The organism is Streptomyces sp. NPDC107581, from assembly GCF_055657175.1.
Genome location: NZ_JBVKBH010000002.1, coordinates 421,959 through 441,005 on the forward strand (window position 1 = coordinate 421,959; position 19,047 = coordinate 441,005).

The following is a 19,047-nucleotide window of genomic DNA, read 5'->3' on the forward strand; positions in this document are numbered from 1 at the left end:
CCCCCGACCCCGGGCAGCCGGGGCCGAGCCCGTCGAGGAGGACGTATGACCACCCTTGCCGACCCGGTGCCCGGCGGGCGCCCCGGCGAGCCGACCCGGGCCGCCGAGCTCACCGCGGACCTGGCCGCCCAGGGGGTGCACGGCATCGTCCTGGCGTATGTCGACACGGCGGGCGTCGGCCGGGTCAAGGCGATCCCCACGGCCCGGCTGGAGGCGGCCGTGGCCTGGGGTGTCGGTATGTCACCGGTGTTCGACACCTTCCTGGCCGACGACTCGATCGTCACGACCGACGTCCTCGGCACCCCCGACGGCGACCTCAGGCTCTACCCCGACCTCGACCAACTGGTGGCGCTCGCCGGGCAGCCCGGCTGGGCGTGGGCGCCCGTGGACCGGATCACGCAGGAGGGCGAGCGGCACCCCGGCTGTGCCAGGACCTTCCTGCGCCGGGTCGTCGCGGACGCCGCCGGACGACACGGCCTCACCTTCAAGGCGGCCGTGGAGATCGAGTGGGTTTTCGGGCTCGGCTCGGCGCCCCGCGGGGAGTTCGTCCCCGCCGTCTCCGGACCGGCCTACGGCGCGGTCCGGCAGGTGGAGCTGAGCGACTGCACCGCCGACCTGCTCGCCGCGTTCGCGGCACAGGGCGTGGACGTCGACCAGATCCATCCCGAGTACGCGGCGGGCCAGTTCGAGGTCTCGGTGGGCGCGCTGGACCCGGTGGCGGCGGCCGACCGCAGCGTGCTGGTGCGGCAGACGGTCCGGGCGGTGGCCCAGCGGCACGGCCTGCGGGTGTCGTTCGCACCCGCGGTGTCGGCCGAGGGCGTCGGCAACGGCGGCCATCTGCACCTGTCCTGCTGGCGCGACGGGGTGAACCTGCACGCGGGCGGGGAGGGCCGTTACGGGATGACGGCCGGGGCGGAGTCGTTCACGGCCGGGGTGCTCGCCCGCCTGCCCGCGCTGACGGCGGTGACCGCGCCCAGCCCGGCCAGCTATCTGCGCCTCAAACCCTCCCAGTGGGCTGGGGTGTTCACCGCCTGGGGTCGGGAGACCCGCGAGGCCGCGCTGCGGATCGTCACCGGCACGGCAGGCCGTCAGGAACAGAGCGCGAACCTGGAGGTCAAGCCGGTCGACCTGGCCGCCAACCCGTATCTCGCGCTCGGCTGCGTGATCGCCGCGGGGCTGGACGGGATGACGGCGTCCCGGCCGCTGCCGCAGGAGATCACCGGCGACCCGGCCCGGTACGGCCCGCAGGAGGCCGCCGCCCTCGGGGTGGAGCGCCTGCCCGTCTCACTGGTCGGGGCGGTCGAGAGGTTCCGGGCCGATCCGGTGCTGCGGGCCGCGCTGGGCCCGGTCCTGGCGGACGCGGTCACCGCCGTACGGCTCGGGGAGGCGGCGGCCGTCGACGGGCTGGACGACGCTCAGGTGGCGGCCGCCTACCGCTGGACGTACTGACGATGCCCGCCCCCGGCCCGGTCCACGAGGCGCTCGCCGCGCTGCCGCTGGTCGACCACCACTGCCACGGCGCCGTGACGGCCGACCTGGCACCCGGTCAGTTCGAGTCGCTGATCACCGAGGGCGAGGCGTGGCCCGGTGTCTCACCCTTCGACAGCCCGGTCGGCGTGGCCGTACGCCGCCACTGCGCACCCCTGCTGGACCTGCCCCGGCACGCTCCCCCCGCCGACTACCTCGCCCGCCGCGGCGCCCTGGGCTGGCGCGAGGTCGGCCGGCGGTTCCTGACCGCCGCGAGGGCCGAGGTCTTCTGTGTCGACACCGGGTACGCCCCGCACCCCCTCACCTCACCGGCCGAGCTGGCCGAGCTGGCCGAGGCCTCCGGCAGCACCGCCCTCGAGGTCGTACGGCTGGAGCAGGTCGCCGAGGCGGTGGCCGCGCGGGGCGGGCCTGCGGGCGCGTACGCGGCCGGGTTCCGGGCGGCGGCCGAGGAGGCCGTACGGCGTCCGGGTGTGGTCGCGGTGAAATCGGTGGCCGCCTACCGCACCGGCTTCGCCCTCGCCCCTGAGCGCCCCACGGACGCCGAGGTGAACAGGGCGGCCGGAGACTGGTTCGCGCGCGGCGGCCGCCTGAGCGATCCGGTCCTGGTCCGGCACGTGCTGTGGACGGCCGTCGACCTGGGCCTGCCCCTCCAGCTGCACACCGGGTTCGGCGACGCCGATCTACGGCTGCACCGTGCCGATCCCGCCCTGCTCACCGACTGGCTGCACCTGACGGCCGGGACGATCCCGGTCCTGCTGCTGCACTGCTGGCCGTACCACCGCCAGGCGGCCTACCTGGCCGCGGTGTTCGAGCAGGTGCACCTGGACGTCGGCCTGGCCCTGCACTACACCGGTCCGGCCCGCTCCCGTGCGGTGCTGGAGGAAGCCCTGGAGATCACCCCGTTCCGCAAACTGCTGTACAGCTCCGACGCCTATGGTGTGGCCGAGTTCCACCACCTGGGTGCGCTGTCCTTCCGGCAGGGGCTGGCCGAAATGCTGCAAGCCCGGGTGGACGCCGATGAGTTGAGCCTGCCCGACGCCCTGCGCATCGCGGCCTGGACGGGCCGCGACAACGCCCGCCGACTGTACGGACTGCCCGCAAACGATCCGGCCCGCGACTGAGCGAGCGCCCCACCCGGAAAGTATGATCAAGGAATGTCTGACATGACCGAAACCACGCCCGGCTGGCTGACCACGGACGAGCTGGAAATGGCCAGGGCCCGGATGCCGATCCTGTACGTCGAGGCCGTGCCCGTGCGCGTGGACGACAGCGGCGAAGTCACGAGCATCGGACTGCTGCTGCGCATCGGCCCGGACGGAACGGTCAGCCGGACCCTGGTCTCCGGCCGCGTCCTGCACCACGAGCGGGTCCGTGACGCCCTGCTGCGCCATCTGGAGAAGGACCTCGGCCCGGTCGCGCTGCCCCGGGTGCCGGCCTCCCTGCAGCCGTTCACGGTCGCGGAGTACTTCCCGACCGCGGGCATCACGGCGTACCACGACCCGCGCCAGCACGCCGTGTCGCTCGCCTACGTCGTCCCGGTGACCGGCGACTGCCGGCCCCGGCAGGATGCCCTGGACCTGGTGTGGTTCAGCCCGCAGGAGGCCGCCTCGGCGGCCGTGCAGGGCGAGATGCCGGGCGGGCACGGCGCGTTGCTGAAGCAGGCGCTCGCGCATGTGGGCGTCGTGTCCTGACGCCCGGCCCCGGCCGGCGCCGGACATCGCCCGTCCCGCGTCATCACCCGCCCCTCGACGCCGAGCGGCGGGACGCCGGGACCTGGTGAACATCCATCGGCGCAACGCCCGCCGCGGAACAGTTCTTGCGTCATCGGGCGGCCTCGACGAAACAAGAACCGGTGATTTGGTGCCAGGTCGGGGCATCCCCGACCATGGCCTCGCCCCGGCGATCCCGGGAACATCAGTTTGATGAGAGGCGCACCACCCCATGCACGTCACCGGGACCGCCCCGAAGCCGGCTCCGGCCCCGCCGGGAGCCCGCACCGAATCCCCCGAGGACCCCCGGGGCGGCGCCGGCCGGCACACCCGCCGTTTCGGACTGCCCGTCGCCACCGCCCTGGTCATGGGCAACATCATCGGTGGCGGCATCTTCCTGCTCCCGGCCTCGGTCGCCCCCTACGGCACGGTCAGCCTGGTCGCCTTCGGCGTCCTGACCGCCGGCGCCATCGCCCTCGCCCTGGTCTTCGGCCGGCTCGCCGAACGCGATCCGCGCACCGGCGGCCCCTACGTCTACGCCCGCGAGGCCTTCGGGGACTTCGCCGGCTTCCTGGCCGCCTGGGCGTACTGGATCACCACCTGGGTGTCGAACGCGGCCCTCGCGGTCGCCGCCGTCGGCTACCTCGACGTGCTGATCCCGGTGGGCGACCACCGCTGGAGCGCCTGCCTGGCCGCGCTGACCCTGCAGTGGCTGCCCGCGCTCGCCAACTTCGCGGGCACCCGCTATGTGGGCGCCGTGCAGCTGGTGTCCACCGTGCTGAAGTTCGTCCCGCTGCTGCTCGTCGCGATCGGCGGGCTGTTCTTCTTCGACCCGGCCAAGCTCGGACCGTTCAACGCGGGCGGCGGCAGCGCCGTCGGGGCGGTGTCCGCCTCCGCCGCCCTGCTGCTCTTCTCCTACCTCGGCGTGGAGTCGGCCGCCGTCAGCGCGGGCGAGGTCAGGGACGCCCGCCGCAACGTGGGGCGGGCCACCGTCATCGGCACCGCCGGCGCGGCGCTCGTGTACCTGCTGGGCACGCTGTCCGTGTTCGGTACGGTCCCGCACGACCGTCTGGTGGCCTCGACCGCACCCTTCTCGGACGCCGTGAACGCCATGTTCGGCGGGACCTGGGGCGGCTGGGCCGTGGCACTGGCCGCGCTCGTGTCGATGACCGGCTGCCTGAACGGCTGGACGCTGCTCAGCGCCCAGACCCCCTACGCCGCGGCCCAGGACGGACTGTTCCCCGCCGCCTTCGCACGCCGGCGACGGGGCGTGCCCACCGTCGGTGTCGGCGTCACGGTCGTCCTCGCCTCGCTGCTCACCCTCTACAACTACCTGTCGGGCTCGGCGAAGGTCTTCGAGATCCTGGTGCTGGTCACCACGTTCACCGCCACCGTGCCGTACCTGCTGGCCACCGCCGCACAGGTCTTCCACCTCGTCTCCGGCCAGGGCGGGACGGTCGACCGGGCGCGGCTCGCGCGGGACGCCGTGGTCACCGCGGTGGCGACCGCCTTCTCCGTCTGGCTCGTCGCGGGCGCCGGCTACGCGGCGGTCTACCAGGGTGTGCTGTTCCTGTTCGTGGGGATCATTGTGTATGCGGTCATGGCGGCCCGGCGACAGCGAACCCGAGGCGTGCCGCCTGTGGCGTGAGTGCCGTCCGTCCCCGTCGGCCGTGCCACGCCGTGGTCCCGGCGTCGGGTTCGGGTCAGGAGGCCGGAATGGAAGGGAGACAGCCGAGGCAGCCGCATCTCCCCGACCTGCATCTGCGCCTGCGCTCCGAGCTCGGCCGGATCGACGAGCAATTGCGCTCGCTGCTCTCCTCCATGGACCGGCTGCAGGGCCTGCTGGACGCGGTGCTGGCCATCAGCCGAGAGGTGGAACTGCCCGCGGTGCTGCACCGCATCGTGACCACCGCCATGGACCTGGTCGACGCCCGCTACGGGGCGCTGGGCGTGCTCAACGAGTCCGGAGAGCGCTTGGAGCAGTTCATCACGGCCGGCCTGTCGGAGCGGGAACGCGACGATCTGGCCGAGACCGGCCTGCCGCGGGGGCTGGGTGTCCTGGGCCATCTGATCCACTACCCGGAACCCCTGCGGATCGACGACATCTCGGCCCATCCGTCCTCCGCCGGGTTCCCGGCCGGCCACCCGCACCTGCGCACCCTGCTCGGCGTCGCCATCAGCGTGCGCGGCGAGATCTACGGTGACCTCTACCTCTCGGAGCGGCACGACGGACAGCCCTTCGACGTCCACGACGAGAACGTGGTCGTCGCCCTGGCCGGCGCCGCCGGAATCGCGATCGAGAACGTGCGTCTGTTCGAACGGATTCGCGTCGGAGCCGAGCAGTTCCAGCGGCTCCTCCTGCCCGCTCTGCCCGATCTGCGGCCGTTCACCGCCGCCGCCATCTACCGGCCGGCTGCCGAGCCCAGCCAGCTCGGCGGGGACTGGTACGACGCCATCCCGCTGCCCGGCAATGTGGTGGCCGTCGTCATCGGCGACGTGGTCGGCCACGACCTGCTGGCCGCGGCCGCCATGGCCTCCACCCGCAACATGCTGCGCGCCCTGCTGTTCGAGCAGAGCGATCCGCCCAGTGCGGTCCTCGCCCAGCTCGACCGGACCCTGGAGGCGATCACGAACAATCCCGTCACGACCACGACCCTGGCCCGCATCGAACCGGAGGGATCGGGCTGGCGACTGCGCTGGAGCACCGCGGGCCATGTCCCGCCGCTGCTGATCGCCCCTGAGCGCCGGGTGGAGTACCTGCTCGCGGAGCCCGGACTGCCGCTCGGCGTCGACACCGGACTGGCGCGCCCGGACCACTCCCGCCTCCTGCCCCCGGCCGCCACCGTGGTCTTCTTCACCGACGGACTCGTCGAACATCCCGGGCACCCCATCGACGAGAGCCTCGACGAGCTCGCCCGGCTCGCCGCGGAGCATGCCGCCCTGCCCCTGCCGGAGTTCGTCCAGGCACTGGCCGACCACCACCCCAGCGACGGTCACGACGACATGGCCATCCTCGCCCTGCGCACCCCGCGGGGCTGACCCCGGCCGTCCTGTCGTGAGGTGCCGGCCTCACAGCTCAACGGTGGCGTGGAGGATCCGGGGGATCCGACGGATGATGGGCTTCGAGGCGATGTCGACACGGAGGTCGCCCGATGGGTGTCGTGGGGCATGAACGGCTCCGGCGCGGCGGCTCGGCCGTCCTGGAGAGCTGTGTCATCGCCGCGCTGTACTTCGGCTCGGCCAAGCTGGGCCTGCTCCAGGAACTGGTCCGCGGCCAGGTCACCCCGCTGTGGCCGCCGAGCGGTATCGCGGTGGCGAGCCTGCTCCTGCGCGGTCCGCGGGTCTGGCCCGGGATCGCACTCGGCGCGTTCCTGGTCAACGTCTCGCTGGGGCCGTCGCTCCCGGCCGTGCTCGCGATCATGGTGGGGAACACCCTCGCGCCCGTCTGCTCCTACGCACTGCTGCGCCGTACGGGGTTCCGGAACGAACTGGACCGTCTGCGGGACGCACTCGTGCTGATCTTCCTCGGTGCGTTCACCGGGATGCTGATCAGCGCGACGACGGGCACCACGACCCTGGTCCTCTCCGGTGTGCTGGGCACCGCCGACTTCTGGCCGACGTGGTGGGTGTGGTGGACCGGCGACGCCATGGGCGTTCTGGTGGTCACGCCGGTCCTGCTCGTCCTGCGCACGGCGCGCCGGCCGAAAGGCGTGCCGCCGTCCCGGTGGGCGGAGGCACTGCTGCTGGTGGCGGCCACGGTCGGGGTGGGTGTCGTCGAGACCGGGCGCGCGCCGCTCATGTTCCTCGGCTTCCCGCTGCTGATGTGGGCGGCCTTCCGCTTCCAGCTGGCCGGATCCGCACCCTGCGCCCTGGCCGTGTCGACCTTTGCGATCATCGCCGCCGGCCAGGGTTCAGGCCCGTTCGCCAGTCATGACCTGCTCTCCGCGATGATCACTCTGCAGGCGTTCAACGGGTCCGCCGCGCTGACCGCCCTGCTCCTCGCCACCGTCGTCAGCGAGCGGAACCAGACCCAGCGGGAGATCGCGCGAGCCTGCGGACAGCTCGCCGAGATGGTGGCCAAGATCGCCACCGGCGACCACCGCCCCCTGCTCCCCTTCGGGGAGGACGGGAAGGCCTTCGGGGAGGACGGGAAGGGAGAGCCGCGCGCGGGAGACCCGCAGACACGACACAGGCCGCCCTCTCATTCCTGAGAAGACGGCCTCCGACCGGCAATGAAGCTGGTCGGGACGACAGGATTTGAACCTGCGACCCCTTGACCCCCAGTCAAGTGCGCTACCAAGCTGCGCCACGTCCCGGTGCCGTTTGACCTGGGGTTTCCCTGGCCGAAACGCGCAGGGAAACTCTACCGCACTCGGGTCGGTGGTCGCGCACCCGTTTCCGGGTTGACCTCAAGTTTGGTTGAGGTTGCACGATCGTCCGTATGAAGATCACTGCGGACGACAGCCGCATCTCCGGCTACGAGGACCTGCCCCGGCTGATGGGGCTCATGACGGGCGACGAGAAGCACGGACCCGCGGCCACCTCCACGCTCGACGCGCTGTGGGTGCTGTACGACCGGGTGCTCCGGGTCACGCCGGAGCGCAGGGAGGATCCCGCCCGGGACCGGTTCCTGCTGAGCAAGGGGCACGGGCCGATGGCGTACTACGCCGTGCTGGCCGCCAAGGGATTCGTACCGGTCGAGTGGCTGCCGGGCTTCGGAGCCTACGACTCCCCGCTCGGGCACCATCCCGACCGGGTGCTGGTGCCGGGAGCCGAGATCGGCAGCGGGTCGCTCGGGCACGGACTGCCGATCGGCGTCGGCACCGCGCTGGGGCTGCGGGCGCAGGGGCTGCACGAGCCGGCCGTCTGGGTGCTGATCGGGGACGCCGAGCTGGACGAGGGCAGCAACCACGAGGCGATCGCCTTCGCCGGGCCCGCCGGGCTCGAACGGCTGCACACCGTCGTGATCGACAACTCCTCCGCCAGCCACACCCGGCCCGGCGGGATCGCCGCCCGGTTCGAGGCCGCCGGCTGGTCCGCGGTGACCGTCGACGGGCGCGACCACGAGGCTCTGTACGGCGCTTTCACCGCCCCGCATCCGGGACGTCCGCACGTGGTCGTCGCCCGCGTCGAGCCCAAGAACGCCTGAACCCTCCCGTTCCTCCCGTGACACTTCCACAGAAAGGTCCAGCCTCATGGACACCATGCGTGACCGTTTCGCCCCCGTCGTCTCCCGGCTGCTCGACGAGGATCCGCGGGTCGCTGTGGTCCTCGCCGAGATCGGCAAGGACGGCTTCGCCGGGGCCGTGCGCCGGCATCCGGACCGGGTGATCAACGTCGGCATCCGTGAGCAGCTCCTGGTCGGGACCGCGGCCGGGCTGGCGCTCACCGGGCTCAGGCCGGTCGTGCACACCTTCGCCAGCTTCCTGGTGGAGCGGCCCTTCGAGCAGGTCAAGCTGGATCTCGGGCACCAGAACGCCGGGGCGGTACTGGTGAGCGCGGCCGCCTCCTTCGACTGGCCGGCCGGCGGCTTCACACACATGGCGCCCGGCGACGTGGCGCTGCTCGACACCCTGGACGGCTGGACCGTGCATGTGCCCGGGCATCCCGACGAGGCCGAGACGCTGCTGCGGCGAGCGGTCGCGGCAGGGGACGACAAGGTGTACGTCCGGCTCTCCGTACAGGCCAACCGGCAGGGGCAGGCGGTCGACGGAGAGCACTTCCTGACCGTCCGCGAGGGGCGCGGCGGCGTGGTCGTCGCGGTCGGACCCGTGCTGGACACCGTCCTCGCCGCCACGGAAGGGCTGGACGTGACCGTGCTCTACGCGACGACCGTGCGGCCCTTCGACGGTGCCGCGCTGCGCCGGGCCACGCAGGCGGCGGGCACGGACGTCGTGCTGGTGGAGCCGTATCTCGCGGGGACGTCGACGGCGGCCGTGAGCGAGGCGCTGACCGAGGTGCCGCACCGGGTGCTGGGGCTCGGCGTCGGGCGCCGTGAGCTGCGCCGGTACGGGACGATCGAGGAGCATGTGGCCGCACACGGGCTCGACGCGCGCAGCCTGCGGGATCGGATCGGTGGGTTCGTGGGGACGGGACGGACAACGGTACGGGCGTGACCGCGGCCCGGGCTCAGCGGGTGAGAGCACCTGAGTGCCGAGCCGGGCGGGGGCGACCGTGGGAACGGCTCGGGGCGCCAACGCCCGCACGCCCCGCCGAACAGGGGTGAGCGTGAGAACGACTCAGCACGCCAACGCCCGCACGCCCCGCCGAACAGGCAAGACCGTGGGAACGGCTCGGCGCGCCAACGCCTGCGCGTCCCGTCGGGTAGGGGTGAGCGTGGGAACGACTCGGCGCGCCAACGCCTGCGCGTCCCGTCGGGTAGGCGTGAGCGTGGCGCGGGCTCAGCGGGTGGGTGGTTGTGCGTCGGCTCTGGCCAGGCCCCGTATCGCGGGGACGCAGAGCAGCGCCGTGGCGACCAGCAGGCTCGTGGCGCCGGAGGCCAGCAGGACGTGGTCGGCGCCGAGCGCTCCGGCCGCCGGGCCGGCCGGCGCCTGGCCCATGGGCATCATCGCGAGCGAGCCGGCCACGTCGTAGGCGTGGATGCGGTTGAGGACGTCGGCCGGCACCTGGGTCTGCACGCTGGTCGCGCACATCACGCCCCAGAACGACATCCCGGCCCCGGCCACCGCCGCCCCGGCCGCCATGGCCGGCACGCCGAGCCCGGCGCCGACGGCCGCCGGGAAGCCGAAGAAGGCGCACAGGGCGAGCCCGTCGGCCCGCAGCATGTGGCGGGTGCGCAGCCTGAGGGCGAGCAGACCGCCCACGACGGTGCCTGCGCCGAGGGGCGAGTTCACGGCTCCCGCCGAGGGATTTTCAGTGACCGCCGGGCCGGCCCAACTCCGGGTGGGCGTCCAGGAGTCGGGGCGGGGCGGCCTGGCGCCAGGAGTCGGCGAGGATGTCCCGCAGCTCGTCCTCGTCCTCCAGCGCGGCAAGTCTCGCTCTCACCCAGGCGAACTGGGCCTCGTGGTCGGCGATCCAGAACTTCTTCGGCTCGGCCATGACCAGTTCGTCGCGCTCCTCCTTCGGGCAGCGCACGGCCATGGACGTCTCGTCCTCCGGGAGCGTGGCGAACATCTTCCCGGCCACCCGGAACGTGGGCATGCTCCAGGCGGTCTTCTCGGTGGTGTCGGGCAGGGACAGGGCGATTCGGCGAACGTCTTCGGCATCCGGCATGCCATGCACGCTAGCCCGCGCCACTGACAGTCACCTGGTCGGCGGTCCCACGCGCTTGTAGTACAGGGTCGTCGGGCGCAGGTCACCGGACGGGCTCGCCGCGTAGTCGGGGATGGTGGCGGCGGGGGTCCTGGTGCTCGGCCGCCCGGACCAGCGGGGCCGGTTCCGCCTCGACCTCGCTGAGCAACTGGGACATGGTGCGTCCGTAGACATGGCAGAGGCGGTTGAGGAGGGCCGCGGTGGCGCTGATCTCGGCGCGCTCGGCCCGTGACAGGGTCGATCTGCTGACTCCGCTGCGCTCGGCCAGCTCCCCGAGGGTCCAGCCGTGCTGGGCGCGGAGTGCGGCCAGCCGGGCACAGATCCGGGCGTCGACAGGGTCCGGGAGCCCGGTTTTCACATCCGGCACGGATGTCATGTCCGAGACGCCATCCCGGATATGAGACGGCCGCGTTTCCGAAGCCGCACGCCGGCGCGGCCTCCCCCGGTGCGGCCGGCACCGGCCGGATCAGAGGGTGCCCCTCGCCCCCTCGCCGTGCGCGGCCTCCCCCAGTGCGGCCGGCACCGGCCGGATCAGAGGGTGCCCCTCGGCCCCTCGCCACGCGGGGCCTCCTCCAGTGCGGCCGGCACCGGCCGGATCAGCGGGCGTCCCTCCACCCCTCGCCGCGCGGGGCCTCCCCCAGTGCAGCCGGCACCGGCCGGATCAGAGGGTGCCCCTCGGCCCCTCGCCGTGCGCGGCCTCCCCCAGTGCGGTCAGCACCGGCCGGATCAGAGGGTGCCCCTCGGCCCCTCGCCGTATCGCCGCGAAGACCCTGCGGGTCGGGGCCACGCCGTCGACGGGACGGACCACCACGCCGGTGAAGTCCATGCCGCGCAGGGCCGAGCGCGGTACGAGGGCCACGCCCGCGTCGGCCGAGGCGAGGGCGACCACGGCACGGAAGTCGTCGGAGGAGTGTTCGAAGCGGGGCTGGAATCCGGCGTTCTCGCAGGACAGGACGACCACGTCGTGGCAGGGATTGCCGGGGTAGGGGCCGATCCACGGATCCTTGGCCAGTTCGGCGAGGGGGATCTCGGGGGCGTCGGCGAGGCGGTGGCCGACCGGGACGACCGCGTCGAAGGGCTCGGCGTACAGGGGCACATAGGTGAGCCGGGGGTCGTCGGCGGGCGGGGCGCCGCGGTACTCGACGGCGACCGCGACGTCCACCTGCCGGTCCAGGACCATGGGCAGGCTCGCGTCGCCCTCGGCGTCCTGGACGCGCAGGCGGATGCCGGGCGCAGAGGTGGCGAGCCTGGCCACCGCCGGCGCCACCACCTGGGCGATGCCCGTCGCGAAGGCGGCCACGGTGACCGTACCGGCCTCCCCCGCACTGTAGGCGGCCAGCTCCGCCTCGGCCCGCTCCAGCTGGGCGAGGACCGCGTTGGTGTGGCTGAGCAGGATCTCGCCCGCCGCGGTCAGCCGCACGCCCTTGGCGCCGCGCTCGACCAGGCGGTGACCGGTCTCCTGCTCCAGGGCCGCCAGCTGCTGGGAGACGGCGGAGGGGGTGAGGTAGAGCGCGGCGGCTGCCGCGGTGACCGTGCGGTGGTCCGCCACCGCACGGAGGATGTGGAGCCGCCGTGCCTCGATCATGCCGTCAATTATCCCAAGGTGCGGGCACTGGTCAGGCAGCCAGCTCCGCACGGGCCGCGACGAAGGCGTCGACCGCCCGGTCGACGTCCTCGGTGGAGTGTGCGGCGGACAGCTGGACCCGGATGCGGGCCTGGCCCTGCGGGACGACCGGGTAGGAGAAGCCGATCACGTACACACCCCGCTCCAGCAGCAGTTCGGCCATACGGGCCGCCTCGGCCGCGTCACCGATCATGACGGGGGCGATGGCGTGGTCGCCGGGGAGGACGTCGAAGCCCTCCGCGGTCATCCGGCTGCGGAACAGCGCCGTGTTCTCGGCGAGGCGGACGCGCAGGTCGTCGGCGGACTCCAGCAGGTCCAGGACCTTGAGGGAGGCGGCGGCGATCACCGGCGCGAGCGTGTTCGAGAACAGGTACGGGCGGGAGCGCTGGCGCAGCAGTGCGACGATCTCGGCGCGGGCGGCGACATAGCCGCCGGAGGCGCCGCCCAGGGCCTTGCCGAGGGTACCGGTGATGATGTCGACGCGGTCCATGACGCCGTGCAGCTCGGGGGTGCCGCGGCCGGTCGGGCCGACGAAGCCGACGGCGTGCGAGTCGTCGACCATGACCATCGCGTCGTAGCGGTCGGCGAGGTCGCAGATCTCGCCGAGCGGGGCCACGTAGCCGTCCATGGAGAAGACGCCGTCGGTGACGATCAGCCGGCGGCGGGCGTCCTGCGCCTCCTTGAGCTTGGTCTCCAGGTCCGCGAGGTCGCGGTTGGCGTAGCGGAAGCGGCGGGCCTTGGACAGGCGGATGCCGTCGATGATGGAGGCGTGGTTGAGCGCGTCGGAGATGACCGCGTCCTCCTCGCCGAGCAGGGTCTCGAAGACACCGCCGTTGGCGTCGAAGCAGGAGGAATACAGGATCGTGTCCTCCTGGCCGAGGAACGCGGACAGCCGCGCCTCCAGCTCCTTGTGCACCTCCTGGGTGCCGCAGATGAAGCGCACGGAGGCCATGCCGTAGCCCCAGCGGTCCAGGGCCTCGTGGGCGGCGGCGATCACCTCGGGGTGGTCGGCGAGGCCGAGGTAGTTGTTGGCGCAGAAGTTGAGGACCTCGCCGGGGCGGCCGCCGGCGGTGACGCCGACGGTCGCGGACTGCGGGGTGCCGATGACCCGCTCGGGCTTGTGCAGGCCGGCGGCGCGGATCTCGTCCAGGGTGGCGCGCAGGTCGTCGCGGACGGAGTGGAACATGAGGGGACTCCTGTGAAGGTGCTGACGGAAGACGGGGGTTACGCGGTCCAGTCCAGGATGACCTTGCCGCCGGTGCCGCCGGCCGCGTCGGCGAAGGCCGCCTCGAAGTCGCGGTAGGAGTACCGGCCGGTGATCACGGGGGCGAGGTCCAGGCCGCCTTCCAGCAGCACGGACATCGCGTACCAGGTCTCGAACATCTCGCGGCCGTAGATGCCCTTGATGGTGATCATCGAGGTGACGATCCGGGACCAGTCGACCGGGAACTCCGCGGCGGGCAGGCCGAGCATGGCGATCCGGCCGCCGTGCGTCATGTTGGCGATCATCTCCCGCATGGCCTCGGGGCGGCCGGACATCTCCAGGCCGATGTCGAAGCCCTCGCGCAGCCCCAGCTCCTGCTGTCCGTCGGCGATCGTGGACCGGGAGACGTTCAGGGCGAGGCTGACACCGATCTTGCGGGCGAGGTCCAGGCGCTCCTCGCTGACGTCGGTGACGACGACGTTGCGGGCACCGGCGTGGCGGGCCACGGCGGCCGCCATCAGGCCGATCGGACCGGCACCGGTGATCAGGACGTCCTCGCCGACCAGCGGGAAGGACAGCGCGGTGTGCACGGCGTTGCCGAACGGGTCGAAGATCGCGGCGACGTCGAGGTCGACCGGGACCCGGTGCACCCAGACGTTGGACGCGGGCAGCGCGACGTACTCGGCGAACGCGCCGTCCCGGCCGACGCCGAGGCCGACGGTCGCGCGGCACAGATGGCGGCGGCCGGCCAGACAGTTGCGGCACTTGCCGCAGACCAGGTGGCCCTCGCCGCTGGCCAGGTCACCGACCCGGATGTCGGTGACGTTGCGGCCGGTCTCGACCACCTGTCCGACGAACTCGTGCCCGACCACGAGCGGCGTGCTGATGGCCTGCTGCGCCCAGCCGTCCCAGGCCCGGATGTGCAGGTCGGTGCCGCAGATACCGGTCCGCATGACCTTGATCAGTACGTCTCCGGGACCGACGGCCGGCTCCGGGACGTCCGCGAGCCACAGACCGGGCTCCGCCTTCTCCTTGACCAGCGCCTTCAACGCAACGACTCCCGTGGGTGAGGTCCCGGCCGCGGGTACGCCGAAGGAGCCCGCGCCGGGTCAGAGGGGTGGAATCACCCTGCAATCTGCCGTATCCGCGAGCCCTGGTCCATCGAGCTTTTCTTAACCGCCGTCTCAGCTTTCCTTCACGCCCTCGGCTTTCCCCTGCGGCCCCTGCGCCGTCGCTCGCGTGCGCCCGTCGATCAGAGCGGCAGTCCGTCGTCCACGGATCGGTCCAGATGGGTGACGAGTTCGGCGGCCATGGCTTTGATGGTCTCCAGTCCGGACCTCCCCCAGGCACGGGGCGCGATGTCGGAGGCGCACACGGTGCCCAGCGCCATGCCCGAGCTGTCGATGAGCGGCGCGCCGAGATAGGACCGGATGCCGTACTCGTCCACGACCGGGTTCCCGGCGAAGCGGGGGTAGTCGCGGACGTCCTCCAGCACCAGGGCCTTGCGGCGGACCACCACATGGGGGCAGAAGCCGTGGTCGCGCGGCAGGACGCGGCCGACCTCGGGTCTGCTGCCGTCCTCCCGGACCACCGGCGCGGTCACCGGGGTGCGCAGGCCCGCGAAGAACTGGTGGTCCTCGCCGATGAAGTTGACCATGGCGTACGGCGCTCCGGTGAGCCGGGCGAGATGGTCCGCGAAGGCGTCGAGGGCCGGTTCGGGCCGCTCCCCCAGGCCGAGTCGGCGCAGTCGGGAGGTGCGGGCGGGTGCCTCCTTGTCCTCGGGGGTGAGCAGCAGACCACGGACCGGCCGGGGCGGCTCGTAGCTCATGGCCGGGCTCCGTCGCTGTGGGCAAACCTCATATGGCGCCTCCGTGGGCGGTGTGGCTGGGTCACATGTGGGCGCCGTGGCTCGGCGCGGGCGCGGGGGCGTGGGCGATGAGGTGGCGCACGAGGGTCAGCAGGGTCTGCACACCGGAACTGGAGATGCGGGCGTCGCAGCAGACGACGGGGATCTGGGGATCCAGGTCGAGGGCCGCGCGCACCTCCTCCGGGTCGTAGCGGTAGCCGCCGTCGAACTCGTTGATCGCCACGATGAAGGCGAGGCCGCGCTCCTCGAAGAAGTCCACGGCCGCGAAGCACTCCTCCAGGCGGCGGGTGTCGGCGAGGATCACCGCGCCCAGCGCCCCTTCCGAGAGCTCGTCCCACATGAACCAGAACCGCTCCTGCCCGGGCGTGCCGAACAGGTACAGGACGTGCTCCGGATCGAGGGTGATCCGGCCGAAGTCCATGGCCACCGTGGTCTCGACCTTGTTCTCGATGCCGTCGAGGTTGTCCGTGGCGGCGCTGACCGTGGTGAGCAGTTCCTCGGTGCTCAGCGGGGCGATCTCGCTGACCGCTCCCACGAAGGTCGTCTTGCCGACCCCGAACCCGCCCGCCACCAGGATCTTCAGCGCGGTGGGGAACGGGTCAGAGCTGTCGTCGTAGTCCATCGAGCACTGCCTCCAGCAGAGACCGGTCAGTGGGGTTGTGGTGGAAGACGGGGGGCTTGGTGGTCAGCGCCCCGCAGTCGACGAGGTCCGAGAGCAGCACCTTGGTGACCACCGCGGGCAGTTTCAGATGCGCGGCCACCTCGGCGACCGAGACGGGCGCGCGGCACAGGTCGAGTGCCTGGGCGTGCTCGGGGCCGAGGTAGCCGAGCGGGGTGACACCGGTGGCCATCACCTGCGACATCAGGTCGAGGGCGACGCTGGGCTTGGTGCGGCCGTTGCTGACCGTGAACGGGCGCACCAGCCGCCCGGCCGCGTCGTCGAGCCAGGGCCCGTCGCCGGCTGCGGCCACGCTCAAGGCCTCAGCGCCGTGGAATCGACGGCGTGCTGCCGGGGCGCGGTCACGAGATAGGGACGGACGCTCTTGACCAGCATCGCCATCTCGTAGCCGAGCACGGCGGCGTCGGCCTCGCGGCCGGCGAGCACCGCCAGGCAGGTGCCGGAACCCGCTGTGGTGACGAACAGCAGGGTCGAGGCGAGTTCGACGACGACCTGGCGGACCTCCCCGCCGTCGCCGAACCGCACGCCCGCGCTGCGGCCGAGGGAGTACAGCCCGGAGGCGAGGGCCGCCATGTGGTCGGCGCTGTCGGGGTCGAGGCCGTGCATGGACTTCACCAGTCCGTCGCAGGACAGGAGCACCGCGCTGCTGGTGTGCGGTACGCGCTGCACGAGGCCGCTCAGCAGCCAGTCGAGGTCGGATACCTGGGCGGTCGGCGCATCGCTCGCCATGGTGGATCGACTCCTTGGGGTACGAAGGTCTGCGGGAGCGCCGGAGGTGGGGAGGCGCTCGGAAACGGGGGTGGTCATCGGGCCGGTGTGCTCCCGTCGGTCCGGCCGGTGTCGTGGATGCCCTCGGATGCGGGCGCGTGGGCGTGCACCTGGGGTATGGGGGCCGTTTCCCCGGGGTTCGGGTCCGTACGGGTGGCCTCCAGGGGGCCGGCGTCCCGGTGCGCGGGCTCCATGGGGGCGGAGTCCATGTGCTGTTGTGCCTCGGCCAGGCCGATGCCGCGCTGGAAGGCCGCCATCAGACCGGGGTCGTGGCCCGCCACGGCTTCGCAGTCCTGGCGGGGTGCGGGACCGCCGCGCAGCTGGGGCACGATGTGCTCCTGCGCGCGGCGGCGCGGCAGTTGGGGCTTGCCCATGGTGCCGCGCACCGTGCCGCCGCGCGGGGTGGGCACGGTACCCGCGTGCGCCTCGACCGCCGCCCGGTCCTCGGCCCTGATGCCGGGCAGGGCCTCGGCGGGGTTGGGCCGCTGCACATGGGCACCGCGCACGGGGAGCGGGTCCGGCGCGCCCGGGCTCTGCGCGCTGCCGTGCTGCGCGTCCCCGCTCTGGGCGCCGTCGCCGCGGCCGGTCCCGCGCTGCGCGTGCCGCCGCCGGCCGGTGCCCGGGGCCGGTGCGGTCCCGCCAGGCCCTGCCGCATCCCACTGCCCGGTCGCCGTACCGGCCCCGGTCGTGCCGGCCCCTGTCGTCCCCGCCCCGGTCGGCGTGGTGGCTCGGCCCTGGTGGCTCTCCGGTACGCCGTGCAGGCTCTCGACCGGTCCGGTGTCACCGATGGCCCCCCGCGCTCCGTCCGCCGCATGCACGGACGGAGGCGGCGGAGGCGGTACCGGCGACTGAGCGGTCTGCGCCGGCCCCTGCGGCTGCGGTACGGCTCCGGGTACGCCCGGCGCCGTGCCCAACAGGGCCTGCGGGACGACGAGTACGGCCTGGACACCGCCGTAGATGTTGGTCTGCAGGCGGACGCTGATGCCGTGCCGGCGGGCGAGCTGGGAGACGACGTAGAGGCCGATACGGCCGTCGGCCAGCAGGCTGGCCACGTTGACCTGGTCCGGGTCGGCGAGCAGGGCGTTCATCTTGCTCTGCTCGCCGACCGGCATGCCGAGCCCGCGGTCCTCGACCTCCACGGCGAGCCCGGAGGTGACGAGGTTGGCCCGGAGCAGCACCTGGGTGTGCGGGGCGGAGAACACCGTGGCGTTCTCGACGAGTTCGGCGAGCAGGTGGATGACGTCGGCGACGGCATGGCCGCGCAGCTCGCCGTCGATGGGGGGTACGAGTTTGACCCTGGAGTACTGCTCCACCTCGGCGATGGCCGAGCGCAGCACCTCCGTCATGCTCACCGGGTTGCTCCACTGCCTGCGCGAGACCGCGCCGCCGAGCACGGCGAGGTTCTCGGCGTGCCGCCGGATGCGGGTGGCGAGGTGGTCCACGTGGAAGAGGCCCTTGAGCAGGTCGGGGTCCTCGATCTCGTTCTCCAGCTCGTCGAGGATCGAGATCTCCCGGTGCACCAGGGACTGGAGCCGCCGCGCGAGGTTGACGAACACCTCCAGCTTCTGCTCGCTGCCGGCCTGGCTGGAGAGCTGGGCGGCCTGTACGACGGCGGTGACGGCGCCGTCGTACGCCCGGGCCAGGTCCGCGGCGAGCAGTTCGAAGTCGTCGGCGTCCTCCGGCGCGCGGCGGCGCTGCCCCCGTTGCGGCGGCGTCTCCCCGCGGCGCAGGGCCTCGACGAGGGCGCGCAGGTCGGCCTCGCTGCGGGCGGCGCCGTGGCGCAGGGCGTCGACGCGGTCACGGACCGAGCGGGCGGCGCGGTCCGCGGCGACGGCCGCGATCAGGATGCCCGCGACGGTCACCGTGACCGCTCCGGCGAGCACGGTCCACAGGGTGAGACCGGGGCGTGCACCGGTGGAGCGGACGGTGAACAGCACGGCCGCGCTGGCACTGAGCGCCACCGCGACGGGCGGAAGCACGGCGAGCCGCATGAGATGAGGCCGTATGTGCCTCTCGGGCAGTGCGGGAGCGGGTCGGGCGACCGGTCTCCCGTGCCGGCCGCCCTCTCGGCGGTCGGCACGGGTGGCCGGTGCACGGAGGTAAGACATCTGCGTCCTCGTACTGGTCCGTCGGGCTGCCATCCGGACACTCACAGTAGTCGCCTGCGCATCATGTGCGGTGGGCAGTTGACAAAGTCACCCGGGGAGGGTCCCGCTCTGGTATGAGGCTTCGTACGACAGCCCGATAACCCTGCCGCCGACACGGATCCAACTCGAAAGAGATCGATACGACCTGGTCAAAAGCGGTCGCGGGGGCGAGGGGAGACTCTCCCGCGCGCAGCCCTCCGCCCGCCGCCGCGCACCCGCGTTCCGACGGCGGGCCCGCCTGCCGCGCCCACCGGAGCGCCCGGGCCGCCACCGCCCCGCACTCCGAAAT

Annotated in this window: 17 protein-coding genes, 1 tRNA gene and 2 pseudogenes; 8 read left to right on the top strand and 12 right to left on the bottom strand. The window is 72.8% G+C overall.

Annotated features, from left to right (window positions below; all coding sequences use genetic code 11):
• The first annotated feature begins 45 nt into the window (after window positions 1-45).
• The 6 genes from ACZ7P3_RS05425 (at window position 46) to ACZ7P3_RS05450 (ending at window position 7,408) form a co-directional block, all read left to right on the top strand.
• A complete protein-coding gene (locus tag ACZ7P3_RS05425; RefSeq protein ID WP_472079092.1) occupies window positions 46-1,449 on the top strand; it encodes a type I glutamate--ammonia ligase in 1,404 nt (467 codons plus the stop codon).
• A gap of 2 nt (window positions 1,450-1,451) precedes the next feature.
• Window positions 1,452-2,609: an amidohydrolase family protein gene (locus tag ACZ7P3_RS05430; RefSeq protein ID WP_472079093.1), complete on the top strand. Its 1,158-nt coding sequence runs from the start codon at window positions 1,452-1,454 to the stop codon at window positions 2,607-2,609.
• Between the two features lie 42 nt (window positions 2,610-2,651).
• The gene (locus tag ACZ7P3_RS05435; RefSeq protein ID WP_472079094.1) at window positions 2,652-3,179 is read left to right on the top strand and encodes an NUDIX hydrolase family protein; all 528 of its coding nucleotides are present in this window, start codon (window positions 2,652-2,654) and stop codon (window positions 3,177-3,179) included.
• A gap of 250 nt (window positions 3,180-3,429) precedes the next feature.
• Window positions 3,430-4,845, top strand: coding sequence for an amino acid permease (locus tag ACZ7P3_RS05440; RefSeq protein WP_472079095.1), 1,416 nt, complete (start codon window positions 3,430-3,432; stop codon window positions 4,843-4,845).
• A gap of 68 nt (window positions 4,846-4,913) precedes the next feature.
• On the top strand, window positions 4,914-6,236 hold the full coding sequence (locus tag ACZ7P3_RS05445) for a PP2C family protein-serine/threonine phosphatase (protein WP_472079096.1): 1,323 nt from the start codon (window positions 4,914-4,916) through the stop codon (window positions 6,234-6,236).
• Window positions 6,237-6,349: 113 nt separating this feature from the next.
• A complete protein-coding gene (locus ACZ7P3_RS05450; RefSeq protein WP_472079097.1) occupies window positions 6,350-7,408 on the top strand; it encodes an MASE1 domain-containing protein in 1,059 nt (352 codons plus the stop codon).
• A 28-nt stretch (window positions 7,409-7,436) separates the two neighbouring features.
• On the opposite strand, the gene ACZ7P3_RS05455 is transcribed toward ACZ7P3_RS05450, so the two are convergent.
• A tRNA-Pro gene (locus ACZ7P3_RS05455) sits at window positions 7,437-7,513 on the bottom strand.
• A 125-nt stretch (window positions 7,514-7,638) separates the two neighbouring features.
• On the opposite strand from ACZ7P3_RS05455, the gene ACZ7P3_RS05460 reads away from it, so the two are divergent.
• Window positions 7,639-8,346, top strand: a complete 708-nt coding sequence (locus ACZ7P3_RS05460; RefSeq protein WP_472079098.1) for a transketolase — start codon at window positions 7,639-7,641, stop codon at window positions 8,344-8,346.
• Between the two features lie 46 nt (window positions 8,347-8,392).
• Window positions 8,393-9,313 carry a transketolase family protein gene (locus ACZ7P3_RS05465; RefSeq protein WP_472079099.1) on the top strand — a complete coding sequence of 307 codons (921 nt, stop codon included), beginning with the start codon at window positions 8,393-8,395 and terminating at the stop codon, window positions 9,311-9,313.
• 285 nt (window positions 9,314-9,598) lie between these two features.
• Here ACZ7P3_RS05465 and ACZ7P3_RS05470 read toward each other — a convergent pair.
• The 11 genes and pseudogenes from ACZ7P3_RS05470 to ACZ7P3_RS05520 form a co-directional block, all read right to left on the bottom strand.
• Window positions 9,599-10,066, bottom strand: a pseudogene (locus ACZ7P3_RS05470) (MFS transporter); the annotation flags it as partial.
• Between the two features lie 4 nt (window positions 10,067-10,070).
• Entirely contained in the window at window positions 10,071-10,430 is a 360-nt protein-coding gene (locus tag ACZ7P3_RS05475; RefSeq protein WP_472079100.1) for an MmcQ/YjbR family DNA-binding protein, read from the bottom strand.
• 136 nt (window positions 10,431-10,566) lie between these two features.
• Window positions 10,567-10,845, bottom strand: a pseudogene (locus tag ACZ7P3_RS05480) (helix-turn-helix domain-containing protein); the annotation flags it as partial.
• Window positions 10,846-11,130: 285 nt separating this feature from the next.
• Window positions 11,131-12,054 (bottom strand): LysR family transcriptional regulator, encoded by a 924-nt coding sequence (locus tag ACZ7P3_RS05485; RefSeq protein WP_472079101.1) that lies wholly within the window; start codon window positions 12,052-12,054, stop codon window positions 11,131-11,133.
• A gap of 31 nt (window positions 12,055-12,085) precedes the next feature.
• Complete coding sequence (locus ACZ7P3_RS05490) at window positions 12,086-13,279, bottom strand: glycine C-acetyltransferase (RefSeq protein WP_472079102.1); 1,194 nt, start codon at window positions 13,277-13,279, stop codon at window positions 12,086-12,088.
• A 38-nt stretch (window positions 13,280-13,317) separates the two neighbouring features.
• A complete protein-coding gene (gene tdh / locus ACZ7P3_RS05495) occupies window positions 13,318-14,346 on the bottom strand; it encodes an L-threonine 3-dehydrogenase (protein ID WP_472079103.1) in 1,029 nt (342 codons plus the stop codon).
• A 203-nt stretch (window positions 14,347-14,549) separates the two neighbouring features.
• Window positions 14,550-15,125, bottom strand: coding sequence for a GAF domain-containing protein (locus ACZ7P3_RS05500; protein ID WP_472079104.1), 576 nt, complete (start codon window positions 15,123-15,125; stop codon window positions 14,550-14,552).
• A 61-nt stretch (window positions 15,126-15,186) separates the two neighbouring features.
• The gene (locus ACZ7P3_RS05505; protein WP_472079105.1) at window positions 15,187-15,786 is read right to left on the bottom strand and encodes a GTP-binding protein; all 600 of its coding nucleotides are present in this window, start codon (window positions 15,784-15,786) and stop codon (window positions 15,187-15,189) included.
• Window positions 15,764-16,135 (bottom strand): DUF742 domain-containing protein, encoded by a 372-nt coding sequence (locus ACZ7P3_RS05510; protein ID WP_472079428.1) that lies wholly within the window; start codon window positions 16,133-16,135, stop codon window positions 15,764-15,766. The genes ACZ7P3_RS05505 and ACZ7P3_RS05510 overlap by 23 nt, the downstream gene beginning before the upstream one ends.
• 2 nt (window positions 16,136-16,137) lie before the next feature.
• Window positions 16,138-16,572 (bottom strand): roadblock/LC7 domain-containing protein, encoded by a 435-nt coding sequence (locus ACZ7P3_RS05515; protein WP_472079106.1) that lies wholly within the window; start codon window positions 16,570-16,572, stop codon window positions 16,138-16,140.
• Window positions 16,573-16,646: 74 nt separating this feature from the next.
• Window positions 16,647-18,719, bottom strand: coding sequence for a sensor histidine kinase (locus ACZ7P3_RS05520; RefSeq protein ID WP_472079107.1), 2,073 nt, complete (start codon window positions 18,717-18,719; stop codon window positions 16,647-16,649).
• Window positions 18,720-19,047: the final 328 nt, after the last annotated feature.